Here is a 19,008-nt window from a genome sequence, read left to right on the forward strand (position 1 = left end):
CACCGGAATATAGAGAAGAGAAGGCATATGACACTGGGGACAAAGACGTTCACCATTGCGTCGGCGGCCGTGCTGGGCCTCGGCCTGACCGCCTGCGGGGCGGGCGACACCGAAGCCGACGGCGACACCACCCGAATCGGCGTCACGGTGTACGACATGAGCTCGTTCATCACCGCGGGCAAGGAGGGGATGGAGGCCTACGCCGAAGACAACAACATCGAATTGGTGTGGAACTCGGCCAATCTCGACGTGTCGACTCAGGCGAGCCAGGTCGACTCCATGATCAATCAGGGCGTCGACGCGATCATCGTCGTCCCGGTGCAGGCGGATTCGCTCGCACCGCAGGTGGCGTCGGCCAAGGCCAAGGGCATCCCGCTGGTCCCCGTCAACGCCGCGCTCGACAACCCCGATGTCGCGGCGAGCGTGCAACCCGACGACGTGGCGGCCGGTGAGCAGGAGATGCAGATGATGGCCGAGCGCCTCGGGGGGCGCGGCAACATCGTGGTCCTGCAGGGCCCGCTCGGGCAGTCCGGCGAGATCGACCGCACCAAGGGCATCACCAACGTGCTCGCGCGCTATCCCGATATCAAGATCCTGGCGATGGACACCGCGAACTGGAAGCGCGACGAGGCCGTCAACAAGATGAAGAACTGGATCTCCGGCTTCGGGCCGCAGATCAACGGTGTGGTCGCCGAGAACGACGACATGGGTCTCGGTGCGCTGCAGGCGCTGAAAGAGGTCGGCCGCAACGACGTCCCGATCGTCGGGATCGACGGTATCGAGGACGGTCTCAACGCGGTCAAGACGGGTGAGTTCATCGGCACCTCACTGCAGAACGGCACCGTCGAACTGGCCGCCGGGCTCGCGGTCGCCAACCGGCTGGCCTTGGGCGAACAGGTGGACACCGAACCGGTGTACGTGATGCCCGCCATCACCAAGGACAACGTCGACGTCGCGATCGAGCACGTGGTGACCGAGCGGCAGAAGTTCCTCGACGGCCTGACCGATCTGACCAACAAGAACCTCGAAACCGGTGACATCGCCTACGAGGGCATCCCCGGTCAGAAGCAGCCGTGATCGCCAAATGAGTAGTTCACATCGAAAGAGAGCGAGACAACAACAGATGACACTGACAACGAAGTTCGGTGCGATCGCTGCCGCCGGGGTGCTGGGGCTCGGCCTCACGGCGTGCGGGGCGGGTGACACGGAGGCCAACAGCGACACCACCCGCATCGGTGTGACGGTGTACGACATGAGCTCGTTCATCACCGAGGGCAAAGAGGGTATGGACACCTATGCCAAGGCCAAGAACATCGAGCTGGTGTGGAACTCGGCCAACAACGACGTCTCGACGCAGGCCAGCCAGGTCGACTCGCTGATCAACCAGGGTGTCGACGCGATCATCGTCGTTCCGGTGCAGGCGGATTCGCTCGCGCCGCAGGTCGCCTCCGCCAAGGAGAAGGGCATCCCGCTGCTGGCGGTCAACGCCGCACTGGAGACCCCGGATCTGGCCGGCGACGTGCAGCCCGACGATGTGGCGGCCGGTGAGCAGGAGATGCAGATGATGGCCGACCGCCTCGGCGGGCGTGGCAACATCGTGGTGCTGCAGGGCCCCCTCGGCGGCTCCGGGGAGATCAACCGCGGCAAGGGCATCGACAACGTGCTCGCCAAGTATCCCGACATCAAGGTGCTGGCCAAGGACACCGCGAACTGGAAGCGCGACGAGGCCGTCAACAAGATGAAGAACTGGATCTCGAGCTTCGGCCCGCAGATCAACGGTGTGGTGGCGCAGAACGACGACATGGGCCTCGGGGCCCTGCAGGCGCTCAAGGAAGCCGGCCGCACCGACGTGCCGATCGTCGGCATCGACGGCATCGAGGACGGCCTCAACGCGGTCAAGAGCGGTGAGTTCATCGGCACCTCGCTGCAGAACGGCACCGTGGAGCTGTCCGCGGGCCTCGCCGTCGCCGACGCACTGGTCAAGGGTGAGGACGTCAAGACCGACCCGGTCTACGTCATGCCCGCCATCACCAAGGACAACGTCGACGTCGCGATCCAGCATGTGGTGACCGAACGCTCCGCGTTCCTCGAGGGTCTGGTCGAGTTGACCGAGAAGAACCTGCAGACCGGCGACATCGCCTACGAGGGCATCCCGGGTCAGACGCAGCCGCAGCCCTGACGTTTGTCCGAGCGAACAGCGGGCCCGGTCGTCGACCGGGCCCGCTCTTCGTCGAATGTGAAGCTGTTGCGCATTTCCGGCCGATTCTTCGGCAATGACTTCACAGTCGACGGTCCTACCGGGTGGTCGACGTCGGTGGTGCGACCGGCGCGCCGGCAGGGACCTCGATGTACTGCGGTGTGTAACCGTCCGCGGAGAAGGTGAAGCCCCGCCCGCTGCGCTCGCTCAGGCACGAGACGCCGGTGGCTTCCTGTACGTTGCAGCGGAATCCGGCCACGGCCAGGACCTGGTTGAACTTTATGACGTTGGCCGGTGCGGTGCCCGGGGTGAACGACGCCTCTTCGAGCGCCACGAACGCCGGCTCACCGTCGCGGCCGACCACGATCGCGTTCGGGTCGGCTTCCTCCCCGGCGGCATCGGTCACCGTCTCGGGCGCCCCGTCGATGCCCAGCGCGGCGCCGTCGGCCGCCTGGCAGCCGGCCTGCACCCGCGGCACGATCGCACAGTCCCAACGGCCCGACGGCGTGGTGAAGAAGTACTGCGTGAAGCCGTCGACCGGTGCGCCGAAATAGAAGGCGTTGACCAGGTTGGTGTTGTTCAGCGGGGGCGGTGGTGGCGCGGCGGGCGACGCCGACGCGGCGGGCCCCCGCTCGTCGGTGGTGACCACCGCGGGTCCGGTGCAGGCGGCCAGCACCGCCGCCGCGGCCAGTGCCGCCGGGATCACAGGTGATGCGCGCATGTCGGTTCCCTAGCGTGCCGCACGCGGTTCGCGGCGTGCCCGCGGGGTCAGCCGACGCGCGCGGCCAGCAGGTGACGCAGGGTGCGGGCATTGTGCACGGCATGTCCGCCGAGGTCGTTGTTGAAGTAGACCAGCACGTTGCGGCCCTCGGCGTCCCACTCGACGATTCGGTCGGCCCACCGGTGCAGGACGTCGTCGGGATAGGACCCGGCGTACAGCGAATCCTGGCTCGGGCCGTGCATCCGCAGGTAGACCAGATCGCTGGTCGCCCGCGGCACGCACTTCAGCCCGGCACCGCTCATGACAACGTAGGCGGCGCGGTGGCGTTCGAGGAGTCCGTACACCGCCGGATCGTCCCAGGACGCGTGGCGCAGCTCCATGGCGACGGGGATCCAGTCCGGCATCACCGTCAGGAAGTGATCGAGCAGGGCGTCGTCCCGCTCGATGGCGGGGTGCAGTTGAACCAGTAGGGCTTCGCGCCGGTCACCGAGCGCGGTCCAGCACCGTTCGAAGCGTTCCACCCACGGTTCCGGGGTGGTCAGCCTGCGGAAGTGGGTGAGCCCGCGGTGCGCCTTGACCGACATCGTGAAGCCTTCGGGGAGCCGTCGGTGCCAGCCCTCGAAGGTTGCGTCGCGCGGCCAGCGGTAGAAGCTCGCGTTGAGTTCCACGGTGTCGAATTCCGCGACGTACAGGCCGAGCCGTTTGGCCACCGGTGTGCGCTCCGGATAGAGCACGCCGGTCCAGTGGTCGTAGGACCAGCCGGAGGTGCCGATGCGGATCATCCGCGCACCCGGTCGAGCAGATCGTCGTCGAGGGCCGCGCGCACCAGTGCCGCCGCGAGGGCGGCCGTACCGTCGGGGGCCAACTGCTGCAGTGTCGCCGGGTCGGCCGGTAGTCCGAGTCGTGCCGCGGCGTCGAGCGCGCGCTCGTCGAAGTAGGGCCGCAGCCACGTCCAGGTGTCCTGCACCTCGCGAAGGAAAATGCTGGATCCGGTGTCACCGATTCCCTTGAACTCCTGCAGTTTTCGCCGAGCTGTTTCGGGGTCGTGGTTCTCGCCGAGCCGGCGCAGGTCGCCGCCGTAGTCCTCGCGTACGGCGCGGGCCAACTCCACCAGGCGGGTCGCCGAGCTCTCGTCGTACCGGGCGTATCCGGCTCGGCCGAATGCGGCGATCATGGTCGTCCGGTCGGTGTCGAGCACGGCGTCGGGGGTCCGCACACCCGCTGAGAACAGCTCGCGGGCGGCCCGCATCGCGACCGTCGCATCGATGGGCTTGCTGGCGAGCATGCAGAGCACCAGCAGCTGGAACAGCGGCATCGGTTTGTCGGCGAGAGCGATACCCGCCTCCTCTGCGTAGGTCTGACCTGCCTGATCTCGCAGGCGCTGAACGATCTGCTGCGATGCGCCCATGGCGAATTCATTACCCGCGTGCGGCGGTGGTGAACCGGCTACCTGGACGGGAACGCTGGCGGCGGGTCGTAGCCCACGTGCTCATTCTGCGTCGGCGGTGACGTGCCAGGAACCCACCCGCGCATGGCTCGAGTCGTGGATGTCCTGTTTGTCGCCCGGTTCGAGCTCGGTGAGGTCGTTCATTTCGCCGGCCAGGTCCGACAGGATGCCGGCGAGCTCGCCGTTCACGTCGGAATCCTCGGGCAGGTTGACTTCCAGCACGAATTTCACGACCGGGGGAGTACCCCACAACGGCGAGCAGACGCAAACTCGCACGAATCAGCGGCTGATCGTGCGAGTCTGCGTCTGCTCGTGGGCTCAGGCGGCCAGCGTCGACGGTTGCGCGGCCGGCTCGAGTGCCTGCGCGACGATGTCGGCGACGTCGGTCATCGGTTTGACCTCCAGCGCGTCGCGCACCTCGGCCGGCACGTCGTCCAGGTCGGCCTCGTTGCGCTGCGGGATGAACACCGTCGACAGCCCGGCGCGCTGCGCGGCCAGCAGCTTCTGCTTGACCCCGCCGATCGGCAGCACGCGGCCGTTGAGCGTGACCTCACCGGTCATCCCGACGTCCGAACGCACCTGCCGTCCGGTCGCCATCGACACCAGCGCGGTCACCATCGTCACACCCGCCGACGGACCGTCCTTCGGGACGGCGCCCGCGGGCACGTGGACGTGGATTCGCCGGTCCAGCGCCTTGGGATCGACGCCCAGTTCGGCGGCGTGGGCGCGCACATAGGACAGCGCGATCTGCGCCGACTCCTTCATCACGTCGCCCAGCTGACCCGTGAGCTGCAGCCCCGGCTCACCGTCGGTGGATCCGGCCTCGATGTAGAGCACGTCGCCGCCGAGCCCCGTGACGGCCAGCCCGGTCGCCACACCCGGCACCGCGGTGCGCTCGGCCGACTCCGGCATGAAGCGCGGACGCCCCAGGTAGCCGACCAGGTCCGGTTCGTCGATCGTCAACGGCGTCGGGTCCGCGGCGAGTTTGGTGGTGGCCTTGCGCATCGCCTTGGCCAGCAGCCGTTCGAACTGCCGCACACCGGGTTCGCGGGTGTAGTCCGCGGCGATCTTTCGCAACGCCGCGTCGGTCACGGTCACCTCGTCGGTGGTGAGCGCCGCCCGCTCCCGCTGCCGGGGCAGCAGGAAGTCACGCGCGATCGCGACCTTGTCGTCGGAGGTGTAGCCGTCGATCTGGACCAGCTCCATGCGGTCCAGCAGGGCCTGCGGGATGTTCTCGATGACGTTGGCCGTCGCCAGGAACACGACGTCGGACAGGTCGAGATCGAGATCGAGGTAGTGGTCGCGGAACGTGTGGTTCTGCGCCGGGTCGAGCACCTCGAGCAGCGCCGCGGCGGGATCACCGCGGTAGTCGCTGCCGACCTTGTCGATCTCGTCGAGCAGGACGACGGGGTTCATCGAACCCGCTTCGCCGATGGCGCGCACGATGCGGCCCGGCAGGGCGCCGACGTAGGTGCGCCGGTGACCGCGGATCTCGGCCTCGTCGCGCACGCCACCCAGGGCGACGCGAACGAACTTGCGGCCCAACGCCCGTGCCACCGATTCACCCAGCGACGTCTTGCCGACGCCGGGGGGACCGGCCAGCACCATGACAGCGCCGGACCCGCGGCCACCGACCACGGCCATGCCCCGCTGGGCGCGCCGCGCACGCACGGCCAGGTACTCGACGATGCGGTCCTTGACGTCGTCGAGCCCGTGGTGGTCGGCGTCGAGGATCTCGCGGGCCCTCTTCAGGTCGGTCGAGTCCTCGGTGCTCGTGTTCCACGGCAGGTCCAGCACGGTGTCGAGCCAGGTGCGGATCCAGCCGCCCTCGGGGCTCTGCTCGCTGGAGCGTTCGAGCTTGCCGACTTCGCGCAGTGCGGCCTCCCGCACCTTCTCGGGCAGATCGGCGGCCTCGACGCGGGAGCGGTAGTCATCCGAGCCTTCGGGTTCGCCTTCGCCGAGTTCCTTGCGGATCGCGGCGAGCTGCTGGCGCAGCAGGAACTCCTTCTGCTGCTTTTCCATCCCGGACCGGACGTCCTCGGCGATCTTGTCGCTGACCTCGACCTCGGCCAGGTTTTCGCCCGTCCAGTCGATGAGTGCGCGCAGCCGTTCGGCCACCTCGGGTGTCTCCAGCAGCTGACGCTTCTGCACCTGTGTGAGGTAGGACGCGTAGCCGGCGGTGTCGGCCAGCGCCGACGGATCGGTCAACTCGTTGACCACGTCGATGATCTGCCAGGCCTCGCGGCGCTGCAGCATGGCCAGCAGCAGTTTCTTGTACTCCGCGGCCAGGGTGCGGGTGTCGTCGGTGATCTCGGATTCGGGCACTTCCTCGACCGAGACCCACAACGCCGCACCGGGCCCGCTGGTACCGGCGCCGATGTGCGCGCGGCTCTTACCGCGTACGACGGCCGCGGTCCCGTTGCCGGGGATGCGGCCGACCTGCACGATCGTGGCGAGCACACCGTAGGTGGGGTAGCGGTCGCCCAGCCGCGGGGCGATGAGCAATTCACCGGATTCGGTGGCGCGGGCGGCGTCGACGGCGGCACGTGCGGTCTCGTCCAGTTCGATCGGCACGACCATGCCGGGCAGCACGATCGCGTCGCTCGAGAACAACACCGGCACTGATGCGGCTTGAGCCATGTGATCCTCCAAAGTTCAGTCTGACCGACTCAACCTTGGTGTGGGGTCGTTTGTTCCCGGCCGGGTTACTGCTCGCCGGCCGGATGCGGCATCCGACCCCGCCGCGGCCGGTCGAGCCAGCGCGCCACCCGGGGTTCGCATACGGCGAGCAGCGCCGCGACCACGGCCCACAGCATCGACAGTGCCACCGTGGTGTTCCAGGCGTCGAACGAGTAACCCTCCTCGTCCTCGCTGTGGAAGAACGGTCCGATGATCCCGAACTGGATGGCCGGCGCCACGGCGATGCAGAACGCGAGCCCGGTGGTGGCGCCGAACGCCCCGCGCAGCAGCAGCGCCCGGGGTGTGCGGACGGTCGGCGCAGGGCGGTGGTGAGCCAGCAGGATGATGAGCAGCAGGAGGCCGATCACCACGGCGAGCACATCCCAGTCGTCGCCGGCGAAGATGAAGGCGACCGCGCCGCCCACGGTGGCCAACGCCAGAGCGCCGGGATCCACCCGCTGCTGAAGTTCGATGTGTGTCACGGCATCGCCGTCGTCGACCATTGCGTCACTCTAAGGCGATGACGGCGCATCCAGTGGGGCGTTTGCGGAGCGCGGTCGGCGGGACCCCCACACAACGGCAGGGAGCCTGCCGTGGGGGTGACGGCAGGCTCCCTGGTTGTGGGTGGATCTAGACGGCACCCTGGGCGCCGAGAACCCGTTGGATATCCGGCTTCATCTGCTGCAGCTGCTGTCCCCAGTAGCCCCAGGCGTGGGTGCCGTTCGACGGGAAGTTGAACACCCCGTTGGTGCCGCCCGCGGCGATGTAGGTGTCGCGGAAGGTGATGTTGGTCCGCAGCGTGAACCCTTCGAGGAACTGCGCGGCCATCAGGTTGCCACCGGCGGTGCCGGCGTCGAGCTCCGACGGTGTGCCGGTGCCGCAGTAGATCCACACCCGGGTGTTGTTGGCGACCAGCTGGTTGATGTTCACCATCGGGTCGTTACGCTTCCACGCCGGATCGCTGGACGGGCCCCACATGCTCTCGGCGTTGTACTTACCGGAGTCCTGCATCGCCAGCCCGATCAGCATCGGCCACCAACCCTCGGACGGGTTGAGGAAGCCCGACAGCGATGCCGCGTAGATGAACTTCTGCGGGTAGTAGATCGAGTAGGTCAGCGCCGTGCTGCCTGCCATCGAGAGGCCCACCACCGCATTGCCGTTCGGTGAGACGCCGCGGTTGGCCTCCAGCCACGCGGGCAGCTCCTGGGTCAGGAACGTCTCCCACTTGTACGTGTAGTCCTGGCCGTTACCCCGCGACGGCTGGTACCAGTCGGTGTAGAAGCTGGACTGGCCGCCGACGGGCATCACGACCGACAGGCCCGACTGGTGGTACCACTCGAAGGCGGGGGTGTTGATGTCCCAGCCGTTGTAGTCGTTTTGTGCGCGGAGTCCGTCGAGCAGGTAGACCGCATGCGGGCCACCGCCCTGGAACTGAATACGGATGTTGCGGTTCATCGACTGGGAGAACACATCGAGGTACTCGACGGGAAGGCCCGGCCGGGAGAACGCACCCGCGGTCGCCGAACCCCCGGCGAAGCCGATCAGGCCCGGGAGCGTGGCCGCGGCGACCGCGACCACCGCCAACCGGCGCCTCCAGTTTCGCAACGTGCTGAGGAGTTTCATAACGGCAAGCCACCCACCTTTCATCTGCATGCCACAAGCAATTGCCGTCGCTTATCGGTCCCTATGAAACAGGCGCCACACGCGTCACACGCGCACCAACACGGGACCGCGATATCGCGGTTGGGCAACGATTGCGACTCAGCCCGTTACGAACCCGCGCCCAGCGCCCGGCGGACGTCGGCCTTGCGGTCCTCGATCGCTCGTCCGATGTCCTGCAGGAGCAACGGTTTCCGCGCAACCAGTTCCTCGATGTCGGCGCGCTCGATGAGCACCACCGCAGCCTCTTCGAGCGCATGAGCGCCCGCCCTGACAGGTTCCCTGGTGAGCGCCGTCTGTCCGAGGAAGTCGCCCTGTTCCAGCACGCGGACGGGCACCATCGAACCGTCGGGGCCGGCCGCGACGAGCTGGATGCGGCCGTCGACGACGAATGTCATCCGTTTCGGGACCTGCCCTGCGGTCTGCACCACCTCGTCGGCGCCGTAGCGCGTGATCCTGATGTGCGGCAACAACTCCCGCTGATCGGCGGGCGACAGGCGCAGCGTGGGGGCAATGGTCCGCAACGCCTCCTGGAGCCGTTCGGGGGTGGCGAACTCATCGTCGGCCTCGTCGAGGTGCAGGCCGGCGCGTCGCGCGGCGTACCAGGTCCACCGCAGGAACGTCGCGCGTGTCGCGACGTCATCGGCGGGGGAGCGCAGCGGGATCGCCGTCTGATAGCCGGTGCCGCCGGTGGGCACCGATGACGGCAGCGAGTGGTCGGCCAGATGGGGGAGGGTCCGCGCGACGGTGGTCAGCATCTCGCAGACGTCGTCGGGCGGATCGTTGGGCGCGAACACCGTGTTGACGATGATCGAGTGGGTGCCCGGGGGCCGGCTGAGGTTGGTGAACGACGACGCCGCCAGCAACGAGTTCGGCATGATCTGCAGACCGCTGCCGGTGTCGATATGGGTGGCGCGCCAGTTGACCTCGACGACACGGCCGCTCGCCGACTCGGTGTCGACCCAGTCGCCGAGCTGGAACGGTTGCTCGAACAGTACGAGCAGTCCCGAGATGATCTGGCCGACGGAGTTCTGCAGCGCCAGACCCAGCACGATCGAGGACACGCCGAGGGCGGTGAACAGACCGCCAACGTTGGCACCCCAGATGTAGGCCAACATCAGCCCGACGCCGAGCGCGATGAGCGCGAACCGTGTCACGTCGAGGAAGATCGAGGGAACCCGCCTGCGCCAGCTGCCTTCCGGCGCGCCTTGGAAGAGCGTGGCGTTGAGGCCGGACAGCAGCAGCACCAGCACCACGAAGCCGAACACGGTGGCGACGACGCGCACCGGCGTGGCCTCGCCCGAGATCTGCATCGCCCCCACCAGCAGCACGAGCAGTGCGCCCAGCGGCAGGATGTACGTGCGCAGCAGGTGCAGCGGCCGCGCGAGGATGCTGCCGCGCCGCCGCAGCGCGTTGTGCGCCTCGGTGAGGGCAACCAGGATCAACGGGAAACCGATCGCGACGCCGACGGCCCAGTAGAACCACGTCGCCTCGAACACGCTGGTCACGATTGCCGGTCCGCCAGCCGCCAGATCGGTTGCGCGGCGCCGTCGATCGGGATGTCATCCGCTGCGGTGAAGCTGTGGCTGTCGCGCATGGCCTCATAGATCTGGGTGGTCACGTACACGCCGGGTTGCGGCGACCCGCTCTTCACCTGGTAGGCGAGGTTCACTGCGGCACCCCACATGTCGTAGGCCAGGCTGTTGCGCCCGATCAGACCGCTGATGACGGTGCCGGTGTCGATGCCGGCCCGCAGTAGCAGCGAACCCCCGGTCTCCTCGTTGAACCGTGCGACGATGTGCTGCATCTCGACCGCGAAATCCACCGTGCGACGGACGTTGTCGAGCCGCGGCACCGTCAGACCGCAGCTGGCCAGATATCCGTTGTGCAGTGTGCGGATCCGCTCGACACCGAGATTGTCGGCCGCGGCGTCGAATTGCCGCACCAACGAATTGACGATGCCGAGCGCCTCGTCGGATGACAACCCCGCGGTGACTTCTTCGAGGCCCTCCAGGTCCGCGAAGATCACGGTGACGTTCTGGTGGTCCTGGGCGATGGTCTCCTCGCCCTCGCGGTAGCGCGCCACCACCGACTCCGGCATCAGCGAGTGCAGGAGCCGGTCGTTCTCCTTGCGCTGTTCGGTGAGTAGTTCGTCCTTGATCGCGAGGTTGCGGCTCATTGCATTGAAAGCTGTTGTCAGATCGCCGAATTCGTCGCGGGACTGCACCGGCAGCGTCACGTGGTAGTCACCGGCGCCGATCTGCTGCGCGCCGGCCTCCAGCCCCGGCGGATCGGCCTGACGAACAGCCGGGACAACAGCATGGCGGCCACGCACACCACGAAGATCATCACCACGGTCGAGAGCACCAGGGTTCGGGTGAAGGCGGCCACCGGCGCGAACGCCTCGGACGTGTCGATCTTGGCGACGATCGACCAGTTGAGTCCCGGCAGGTTGACCGGTGCGTATGCCTGCAGGGTGTCGTGACCGAGATAGTCGGTTTCCACGATGGTGCCGGTCTGGCCGCGCTGCGCCTGCCGGGTCGCCTCGGTCGCCACCGGCTGCACGAGTGTGGTGCCGCGTTGCCGCAGCGACTGGTCGGCCACCTCGGGCGGGGTGCCCGCGTCCACGACATCACTGCGGAACTGCTCGGCGTTCTCGAGGAACAGCCGGGAATCCGACCGCATCAGGTCGTCGGGCCCGACCAGGAAGGTCTCCCCGGTGCGGCCCATACCGGCTGATTGCCACTGCTCGTCGGCCGTCATCATCCGGTTGATCTTCGATACCGGGAACTGCAGCGCGAGCACTCCGTCGACCCGGCCCGCCGACCTCACCGGCGCGACCATCCACGCGGTGGGCTCGTCGGCGGGGATGTAGTCCGCGAAGTCGGTGACGCCGACGTAGTCGACGGCGTTGGAGGCCAACGCCTTCTGATACGCGTCGCGCAGGTCGCCCTCCCGGTACGGGCCGGTGACGATGTTGGTGCCGAGATCGACCCCCTTGTACGCGTTGTAGACGACGTTGCCCCGGGTGTCGAGGAGCAGGGCGTCCTCGAAACCGAACCGGGTCACGATCTCCCGGAAGTACTCGTTGAACCGCGCGTTCGCCGCCGACCAGGAGCTGCCGTCGCGGACGTCGTCGACCTTGATCGCGGCAGTCCAGTCCGGGTACTGCGCCGTGTACTGCGCCTGCAGATACCGCTGGGCGTTCGACGTGGGGATCAGCGCCTCGCTGTCGAGTCGCTGCCCGGTCTGCTCGAACTTCGCCTCGGCGAACGGGCCGCGGTAGTAGTCGTCGATCGACTGCTGTTGCTGCGGGCTGATGGTGGCGTCGGCCAGCTCGTCGAACGCCGGTGTGAAGGCGGCGAGCGCCTCGGTCGTCGTGGCGCCGCGGGTGTAGACGATCAGCGAGTTCTTCAGGTCGCTGAACTCCGCCTCGAGCTGGCGGGACTGCGCCCCGCGGAGCTCGGTCAGTGCGTCGAAGACCGACGTGCGCAGCGACGAACGCCCGGACTGATAACCGATGAACCCGACGACCGCGGCGGACAGGATGCTGGTCACCAACAGCATGATCAGCAATTTGGACTGGATGCTCACCCGTGACAGCACGGGTGCGCGCAGCCGGGCGAATGGTGCGGGTGAATCGTGCGGCGGCTCGTCGCGCGTCGTCATCGATTCCCTTCTGGCCTGACCGCACCGGGTCCGGGCCAGCCACGACACTAGCGGCAAACTCGTCTGACAGCGATGAATTGCCTCGCGGCCGGGTAGTCAGCAGTGGTGACCGACTCGTCCGATGACCCATTCGACCTGCAACGCTTCGTCGACGCCCAGGAACCGGTTTACGACACCGTGATCGGAGAGCTGCGCGCCGGACGTAAACGCTCGCACTGGATCTGGTTCGTCTTCCCGCAGCTGCGCGGCCTCGGCCGCAGTGCCACCGCACAGCACTACGGCATCGCCTCCCGCGAGGAAGCCGTCGCCTATCTGGCGCACGACCTGCTCGGACCGCGCCTTCGGGAGTGCACCCGTCTGGTGCTCGCCATCGAGGGCCGATCCATCGGTGAGGTGTTCGGCTCGCCCGACGATCTCAAGGTGCGCTCGTCGATGACGCTCTTCGCCCGCTGTACGGGCGACAACGCCGATTTCCTCGGTGTTCTCGACAAGTTCTACGGCGGTGCGGAGGATCCGGCGACCGTCGAGCGGCTGACCTGACGGCTCAGCTGGGTGCGATGACCACCCAGCCGTTAGGCGGCACGGTCACCTGGTCGCGTTCCTCGGGTGGGGGCGCCCCGGAGCCGGAGATCACCCGCCCGCGGGCCCGGCCGGCGTCCCGCAGGGCCAGCTTCAAGGGTTCCTCGGCGTCGATGTTGAGCGCGACGATCAGCGCATCGTCGCCGTTGCGGGTCTCGTAGACGTAGTGGCGGTTGTCGAGCGTCACCGGGGAGGTCACCGCGCGGTGCAGCCACGGGTGTCTGCGGCGGAGCCCGATCAGGTGCTGGTGCAGACGGAACACGTCGTTATCCACCTCGTCGGGCGCGCTGAACTCCGGCCGCACGGCGTCGTCGCCACCCGCGCGGTCCTCCTTGACGCCTCGCAGTCCGAGTTCGTCACCGGCGTACACGCTCGGCACGCCGCCGAGGGTGAACAGCAGCACCAGTGCGTGTCCGACGTGGCGGGGGTCGGTCATCCGGCTGGCGATGCGGGTGACGTCGTGGTTGCCGACGAACGTCAGCGGGGCGAACTGCTCGACGAAGGCGTTGTGGCGCTTCAACGCCCAGTCGAGTTCGTGGAAGTTGCCGTCGTTGAGGCTGCTCCACACCGCCTTCCACAGTTCGTACTGGGTCACCGAATCGAATCCGGCGCTCACCCACTGCGCGTAGTCGCCGTGGATGACCTCGCCGACGAACCACGCATCCGGATGCGCCTGCCGTACGCGGGGAAGCACCTCGGACCAGAACCGCTCGGGCACCGCGTAGGCGGCGTCGAGTCGCCAGCCGTCGGCCCCGCGGGCCAGCCAGTGCGACATCACCTCGACCGTGTAGTCGGCGACGGCGGGGTTGCGGTGGTCGAGGGCGATCAGGTCGCCGTGACCCTCGAAGTTGCCGAACCCTTTGCGGCCCCGCCGAAACCACGCCGACGCAGGGCTGTCAGGGCCGCCGTCGAGCGCCTCGCGGTAGCGCGGGAAGTCGGTGCCGACGTGGTTGAAGACGCCGTCGAGCAGAACACGCAATCCGCGTCGGTGCGCCTCGCCGACCAGCAGGTCGAAATCGGCGTCGTCGCCGAGGCGCGGGTCGATGTGGAAGTGGTCGGTGGTGTCGTACCCGTGGGTGCGCGAGGCGAAGATCGGGCCGAGCGCGATACCGGAGGCGCCGAGGGTGATGGCGTGGTCGAGCCAGTCGACGATGCGGCGCAACCGGTGCTCGCCGGGAGTCGGTGCGGGGTCGGCGGGGAAGGCGCCGACGAATCCGAGCGGATAGAGGTGCCACCAGATCGCATGCGAGACCCACTCCGGCGGAGATCCGGGTGCCGGCGCGTCCTCGCGTGGAGGCTCCGCGTCCTCGCGTGGAGGCTCCGCGTCCGGCTGGAACTTCGCGGCGTAGAGCGCTTTCATGGTGTCGGTGAACTCGGGGACCGGCCCGTCGACCGGTACACCGGGTGCGACGTCGCCGATCGGCAGGGGAGTCACCGGCGGCGCGGGCGCTCCCCACTCGGCCAGCCACCCGCTCAGCTGTGCGGACGAGGCGGCGTAGACGATGCGGCCCAGGCCCACCCAGGCGTGCGCGGCGGCGCACATCGGACAGTGTTCGCCGGAGGTGTAAACCGTTGCGGCGGCGCGGTCGGCGGTGCTCAGGTTCTCCACCGCCCACTTGGCGATGGCGAACTCGGGGTGGCGGGTGTGGTCCCCGCCGCTGACCCGGTTGTGGTCGGCGAAGCGGACCTGCCCGGCGCCGTCGACGAGGACCGATCCGAACGGTTCGTCACCGGTGTCGAGCGCCTGCCCGGCGAGTTCCACGCAGCGGTGGAGGTGTTCGCGGTCCGAGTCACTGAGCGCCACAGGCCGGAGTCTACGCAGCGCGCGTGGCCCTTCAGGAGGGGCAGCAGCCGTCGGCGATGTCGAGCCGGCACGCGCAGGAGGCGTTGATCGGCACGTCAGCGCGAGCCGCGGCCAGGCTGAGTTGCTGGCCGATGATGGCGGCCTCCGCGGTGCGGCCCAGCCGCTGCAGGCATTCGTGGTAGCCGTGCAGGCTCCACACGTTGCCCGGGTGCTGCGAGGACCGGCTCAGTTCGGGGTCGAGGCCGAGGTCGGCGGCGTACACGGCGGCCGCTTCCTCGACGCGGCCCTGGTCGAGCAGCAGCGCCCCGTACGCGTGGCGGGTGGGCTGCATCCAGCCCCAGGGTTCGTCGTAGGGCAACGAGTCGTCCAACTCGATCGCACGCCGCAGATGGTTGAAGGCCTCATCGAATCTTCCTGCCCGGTAATCGATCTCACCGTCGAGCATGGCCTCGGCGACGGCCAGGATGTCGCGGCTGGTGTTGTTGAACAGGTAGCGGGACTCCGGGATGCGGGCATACGCGGCGGCGAAGGCCTCGCGCTCCGCACGGGCCTGGTCGAGGTGACCTTTCGCGGCGTGGGCGACGCCGCGCCCGTAGTGGACGGTCGCGGTGGTGGTGCAGTAGAGCGCCTGATCGTCCGGCAGCGGTTCGGCGATCAGCTCGTCCCAGCGGCCGAACCGGATGAGCACGTGCACCCGCAGCGGGACGAACGCCTCGAGCCAGTCGGCCATCGGCGGGGATTCGATCGCGAGCAGTTCGGGTGTGAGCTGGCCGGCGAGTTCGTCGGCCGCTTGCAGCGCGATCCGCGACGAACCCTCGAACATCGCCGAGTACACCACGAAGTGCAGATCATGGGCGCGGTAGAGGGAGTAGAAGTTCAGTGGGCCGGCACGGTCGACGAACTGCCGATCCGCCTCCACGGCAGCGAGATTGGCCGTCACGGAGGACCGGTACTGCCCGCACAGCACGTCGATGTGGCTCGGCATGTGCTGCAGGTGGCCGGCGTCGGGCACCAGCCCGCGCAACAGGTCGGCGGCGGGGAGCGCGTGTTCGGGGGTCGTTGACATCTCCATGGTGTGCAGGTAGAGGTGCAGCACGCCGGGGTGCTCCTGCCCCGCGGACGTGGTGAGCGCGGCGTCGAGGATCGCCTTGGCCGCCACCACCCGCGATCCGGGCGCCGGTTCGCCCGTCCGGGTGTCCCACAGCGCCCACGCGGTGATGTTGACCAGTGCGTCGGCCGCCAGGGCCTGCACGTCGACATCGTCGGGGTAGGCGGCCGCCAACTCGACCATCGCGTCGGCGTACGCCGGGTGCCCGTCGTGCAGCGCCTCGGTCTGTCCGGGGTCCTCGACGGGAAACCGGCGCTGCAACGCCTCGATCAGGCCGCGTTCGACGGCTGATGCGCGGCCGCCGGCAGCGAGCTGCAACTCCATCCGTGCCCGCGCCAGCGACGCCCCGAGATCCACCGGATCGAAGGCCTCCCACGGTTTGTTGTAGTTGGGTCCGACGGCGTACGCGATACCCCACCGCGCGATAGCCAAATCCCGGTCGAGTTCCAGCGCGCGCTCGAAGCAGCGGACGGCTTCTTCGTGGTTGAAGGCGTACGCCCAGACCATGCCGCGGTCGAACCACAGCTGCGCTTGCGGTGACGGCGTCTCGACCGGGCGGTGGTACGAGCCGAGGTCGTAGTACGCGCCGCCGTCGTAGTGGGGCCCCGCGTCACGGCCCAGGGAAATCGTCATGCCGTCTCCAGCCCGTCGCACGTCACCGTCTGAGTGTGACGGCTCTCCAGGGGAGAACGTCAAGACGGGGCTCGAGTTTCATCCGACACGAATCACGAGAGGTCGTCGATCAGCTGACGCGGCGGTGGTGTGAACCACACCGCGATCAGACGCAGAATCGCGTCATCGGGCCCATGGCACCGCGATTCTGTGTCTGCTCGGCGGGATGGGCAGCGTCAGTGGCCGGCCACGACGTCGCTTTCGTCGATCACCGTCGGCTCGTTGGCGCCCGGCAGGAAAGCGCAGGCGGCGCAGACGATTCCGAAGAACACGTAGCCGAGTGCCACCTGGGGGCTGGCCGCCCACGCGACCTGCGGCGCATGGATGAGCCCGATGAACGACAGCACAGCGCCGACCGCCGAGGCGATCGCGGCGTAGCTGAACTTCTTCTCCAGGATGAAGGTCACCATCGCGCCGAGGATCAATCCGACCAGCACCGCACCTTCACCGAGGGTCTTGAGGCCCTCGTACACCACGCCCGCGCCGTTCAGCGCCTCCATCCCGACCTCGGCCGCCGAGGTCCCGGCCGCGTTGAGCGCGTTGTCGATCAGGCCGTGTGCCCACTGCGCGAGGTTGGGCAGCAGCGCGGCCACCACGGCGACCGCATGCAGTCGCGGCACCGCCTGGAACGCCTGGGCGCCGATCAGCAGACCGATGTAGAGCAGGATCGGAACGATGGCGGGCACCGGCAGCAGCGCGTCGAGCACTCCGAAAAGCCCTATGAAACAAAGGATTCCGATCACCACGCCGCCGGCCAGTGAATACCCGGCCCGCCCGCCCGCGTCCTTCCAGCCGGGGTGGCCGATGTACACCGCGGGCGGGAACGGCGACCCGAATGCGGAGCCGATCACCGCACCGGCGCCATCGGCCAGCAGCACGCTGCGCAGGTTGAAGTTGTCTCCGGCGGCGGCCGCGCTCTCGACGTTGCTCATCGCCTCGGTGAAGTTGTAGACGCCCAGCGGGATGGCCGTGCCGAGCAGCGGCGCGAGATCGGCGAGGCCGGCCCACAGCAGGTCGAGCCGCAGGTCAGGGATGCCGATCGCGATGTCGGAGACCGCCTGGCCGACGTCGGGAGCCGACATGTATCCACCGGCCCAACCGATGGCGGTGCCGACGAGCAGCGCCACCAGGCCGATCGGGATGTTGCCCGGCACCTTCACGTCGGTGAAGAAGCCGATGAGGATGATGGCGAGCACCGGCAGCCCGATCCACGCCGCCTCCCACATCTGTGCGGCCGGTCGCATCGAGATGAAGGTGATCGAGATACCCGCCAACGTGCCGAGCATGGCCGCCCGCGGTGTCAGCTTGCGGATGTGGGGCCCGACGAACGCGCCGATCATCACGATGACGCCGATCAGGAACGCCCACGCCAGTCCGGCCTGCCATGCCTGGATCGGGTCCTCGGTGTTGAGGTACACCGGCAGCATGACGACGAACACCACGATGAACATGTGCGGGACGCTGGGACCGTAGGGCAGCGCGGTCACATCGTCGCGGTTCTCACGGCGCGCGAGCCGGCGCGCCAGGAACGTGTAGTAAAGGTTCCCCAGGATCAACGCGACGCCGAGCGCGGGCAACACGGTGCCCAGCACGTCACCGGCAGGCACTGAGATCACGCCGATCATCAGGCCGGTCAGGGTGAGCACGTTGACCAGGATGTTGAACCCGAGACCGAAGAAGGCGTTGAGGTCGCCGCGGGTCCACCACGGGACGGAGAGCGGTTCGGCCGGCGCGGGTTGGGCGGGCGGGTCGGTCACGTCTGCGCTCATCTCAGGCTCCTCACACGGCGGTGGTGGTCAGGGCGTGCAGCGCCGGGATGACGGCAGCAGTGTCGGCGACCCAGCCGAAAATGCCGCCTTGCGCCTTGATCATCTCCAGCCCGATGCGCTGGAACTCGGGGAAATACGAACCGACACAATCGGATACGACCAGGCACTCGTAGCCACGGTCGTTGGCCTCGCGGGTGGTGGTGTGGACGCACACCTCGGTGGTGACGCCGGTGACGAGAAGCTGGGTGATCCCCGCCGCGTCCAGGATGTCCTGCAGGCCGGTGGCGTAGAACGCTCCCTTGCCGGGTTTGTCGATGACGACTTCGCCTGGGATGGGGGCGAGTTCGTCGACGATGTCGTGGCCGTACTCGCCGCGGATGAGGATGCGCCCGTAACGGCCGGGATCGCCGATGCGTTTCTCCGGGGCGCCGCGGTGGAGTTTGGCCGGCGGGCAGTCCGACAGGTCAGGCCGGTGGCCTTCACGGGTGTGGATCACCATCACCCCGGCCGCCCGCGCGGCGGCGATCAGGGCGGCCAGCGGCGGCACCACCTCGAGCAGCAGGCCGACGTCGTTGCCGAGGCTCTCCCCGAATCCGCCGGGCAGCAGGAAGTCTCGCTGCATGTCGATGACGATGAGCGCCGTCCTGCCCGCCGTCAGCGGGAAGGGCGTCGGTTCGGCCGGGATGTCGACGGTCTGGCTCACG

The 19,008-nt window shown here is 68.2% G+C and carries 15 protein-coding genes and 2 pseudogenes; 3 read left to right on the forward strand and 14 right to left on the reverse strand.

The features are described 5' to 3' along the window. Positions 1-27 precede the first annotated feature (27 nt). Positions 28-1,077, forward strand: coding sequence for a substrate-binding domain-containing protein (locus I7X18_RS13945; RefSeq protein ID WP_193048096.1), 1,050 nt, complete (start codon positions 28-30; stop codon positions 1,075-1,077). A gap of 46 nt (positions 1,078-1,123) precedes the next feature. Next, positions 1,124-2,179: a sugar ABC transporter xylitol/L-sorbitol-binding protein XypA gene (gene xypA, locus I7X18_RS13950; protein WP_193048095.1), complete on the forward strand. Its 1,056-nt coding sequence runs from the start codon at positions 1,124-1,126 to the stop codon at positions 2,177-2,179. Positions 2,180-2,294: 115 nt separating this feature from the next. Here xypA and I7X18_RS13955 read toward each other — a convergent pair whose 3' ends face one another. The 9 genes and pseudogenes from I7X18_RS13955 to I7X18_RS13995 all read right to left on the reverse strand — a co-directional run bounded on the left by I7X18_RS13955 (position 2,295) and on the right by I7X18_RS13995 (position 12,270). After that, the gene (locus tag I7X18_RS13955) at positions 2,295-2,918 is read right to left on the reverse strand and encodes a hypothetical protein (protein WP_193048094.1); all 624 of its coding nucleotides are present in this window, start codon (positions 2,916-2,918) and stop codon (positions 2,295-2,297) included. A gap of 47 nt (positions 2,919-2,965) precedes the next feature. Continuing rightward, positions 2,966-3,700, reverse strand: coding sequence for a DUF72 domain-containing protein (locus tag I7X18_RS13960; RefSeq protein WP_193048093.1), 735 nt, complete (start codon positions 3,698-3,700; stop codon positions 2,966-2,968). After that, positions 3,697-4,326 (reverse strand): HhH-GDP family DNA glycosylase, encoded by a 630-nt coding sequence (locus tag I7X18_RS13965; protein WP_193048092.1) that lies wholly within the window; start codon positions 4,324-4,326, stop codon positions 3,697-3,699. The genes I7X18_RS13960 and I7X18_RS13965 overlap by 4 nt, the downstream gene beginning before the upstream one ends. 81 nt (positions 4,327-4,407) lie before the next feature. Next, positions 4,408-4,596 carry a hypothetical protein gene (locus I7X18_RS13970; protein WP_193048091.1) on the reverse strand — a complete coding sequence of 63 codons (189 nt, stop codon included), beginning with the start codon at positions 4,594-4,596 and terminating at the stop codon, positions 4,408-4,410. 87 nt (positions 4,597-4,683) lie between these two features. After that, complete coding sequence (gene lon / locus I7X18_RS13975) at positions 4,684-7,005, reverse strand: endopeptidase La (RefSeq protein WP_193048090.1); 2,322 nt, start codon at positions 7,003-7,005, stop codon at positions 4,684-4,686. 65 nt (positions 7,006-7,070) lie between these two features. Then, positions 7,071-7,547, reverse strand: coding sequence for a hypothetical protein (locus I7X18_RS13980; RefSeq protein WP_193048089.1), 477 nt, complete (start codon positions 7,545-7,547; stop codon positions 7,071-7,073). Positions 7,548-7,674: 127 nt separating this feature from the next. Next, a complete protein-coding gene (locus I7X18_RS13985) occupies positions 7,675-8,667 on the reverse strand; it encodes an esterase family protein (protein WP_193048088.1) in 993 nt (330 codons plus the stop codon). Between the two features lie 146 nt (positions 8,668-8,813). Further along, the gene (locus I7X18_RS13990; protein ID WP_193048087.1) at positions 8,814-10,211 is read right to left on the reverse strand and encodes a mechanosensitive ion channel domain-containing protein; all 1,398 of its coding nucleotides are present in this window, start codon (positions 10,209-10,211) and stop codon (positions 8,814-8,816) included. Further along, positions 10,208-12,270 (reverse strand): annotated as a pseudogene (locus tag I7X18_RS13995) (adenylate/guanylate cyclase domain-containing protein). The gene I7X18_RS13990 and the pseudogene I7X18_RS13995 overlap by 4 nt, the downstream one beginning before the upstream one ends. Before the next feature lie 207 nt (positions 12,271-12,477). Here I7X18_RS13995 and I7X18_RS14000 point away from each other — a divergent pair. Then, entirely contained in the window at positions 12,478-12,912 is a 435-nt protein-coding gene (locus I7X18_RS14000; RefSeq protein ID WP_193048086.1) for a DUF1810 domain-containing protein, read from the forward strand. A gap of 4 nt (positions 12,913-12,916) precedes the next feature. On the opposite strand, the gene I7X18_RS14005 is transcribed toward I7X18_RS14000, so the two are convergent. From I7X18_RS14005 to I7X18_RS14020, 5 genes and pseudogenes are all read right to left on the reverse strand, one after another. Then, positions 12,917-14,191: an alpha-amylase family protein gene (locus I7X18_RS14005; RefSeq protein WP_232375502.1), complete on the reverse strand. Its 1,275-nt coding sequence runs from the start codon at positions 14,189-14,191 to the stop codon at positions 12,917-12,919. Between the two features lie 303 nt (positions 14,192-14,494). Next, positions 14,495-14,755: pseudogene (locus tag I7X18_RS29610) on the reverse strand (nucleoside deaminase); the annotation flags it as partial. A gap of 31 nt (positions 14,756-14,786) precedes the next feature. Next, on the reverse strand, positions 14,787-16,496 hold the full coding sequence (locus tag I7X18_RS14010) for a tetratricopeptide repeat protein (RefSeq protein ID WP_193048084.1): 1,710 nt from the start codon (positions 16,494-16,496) through the stop codon (positions 14,787-14,789). Positions 16,497-16,711: 215 nt separating this feature from the next. Continuing rightward, positions 16,712-18,304, reverse strand: a complete 1,593-nt coding sequence (locus I7X18_RS14015) for a regulator (RefSeq protein ID WP_193048083.1) — start codon at positions 18,302-18,304, stop codon at positions 16,712-16,714. A gap of 10 nt (positions 18,305-18,314) precedes the next feature. Then, a complete protein-coding gene (locus I7X18_RS14020) occupies positions 18,315-19,007 on the reverse strand; it encodes a cysteine hydrolase family protein (RefSeq protein WP_193048082.1) in 693 nt (230 codons plus the stop codon). Position 19,008: the final 1 nt, after the last annotated feature.

This window comes from Mycolicibacterium baixiangningiae, from assembly GCF_016313185.1.
In the GTDB taxonomy this organism is placed as follows: Bacteria; Actinomycetota; Actinomycetes; order Mycobacteriales; family Mycobacteriaceae; genus Mycobacterium; species Mycobacterium baixiangningiae.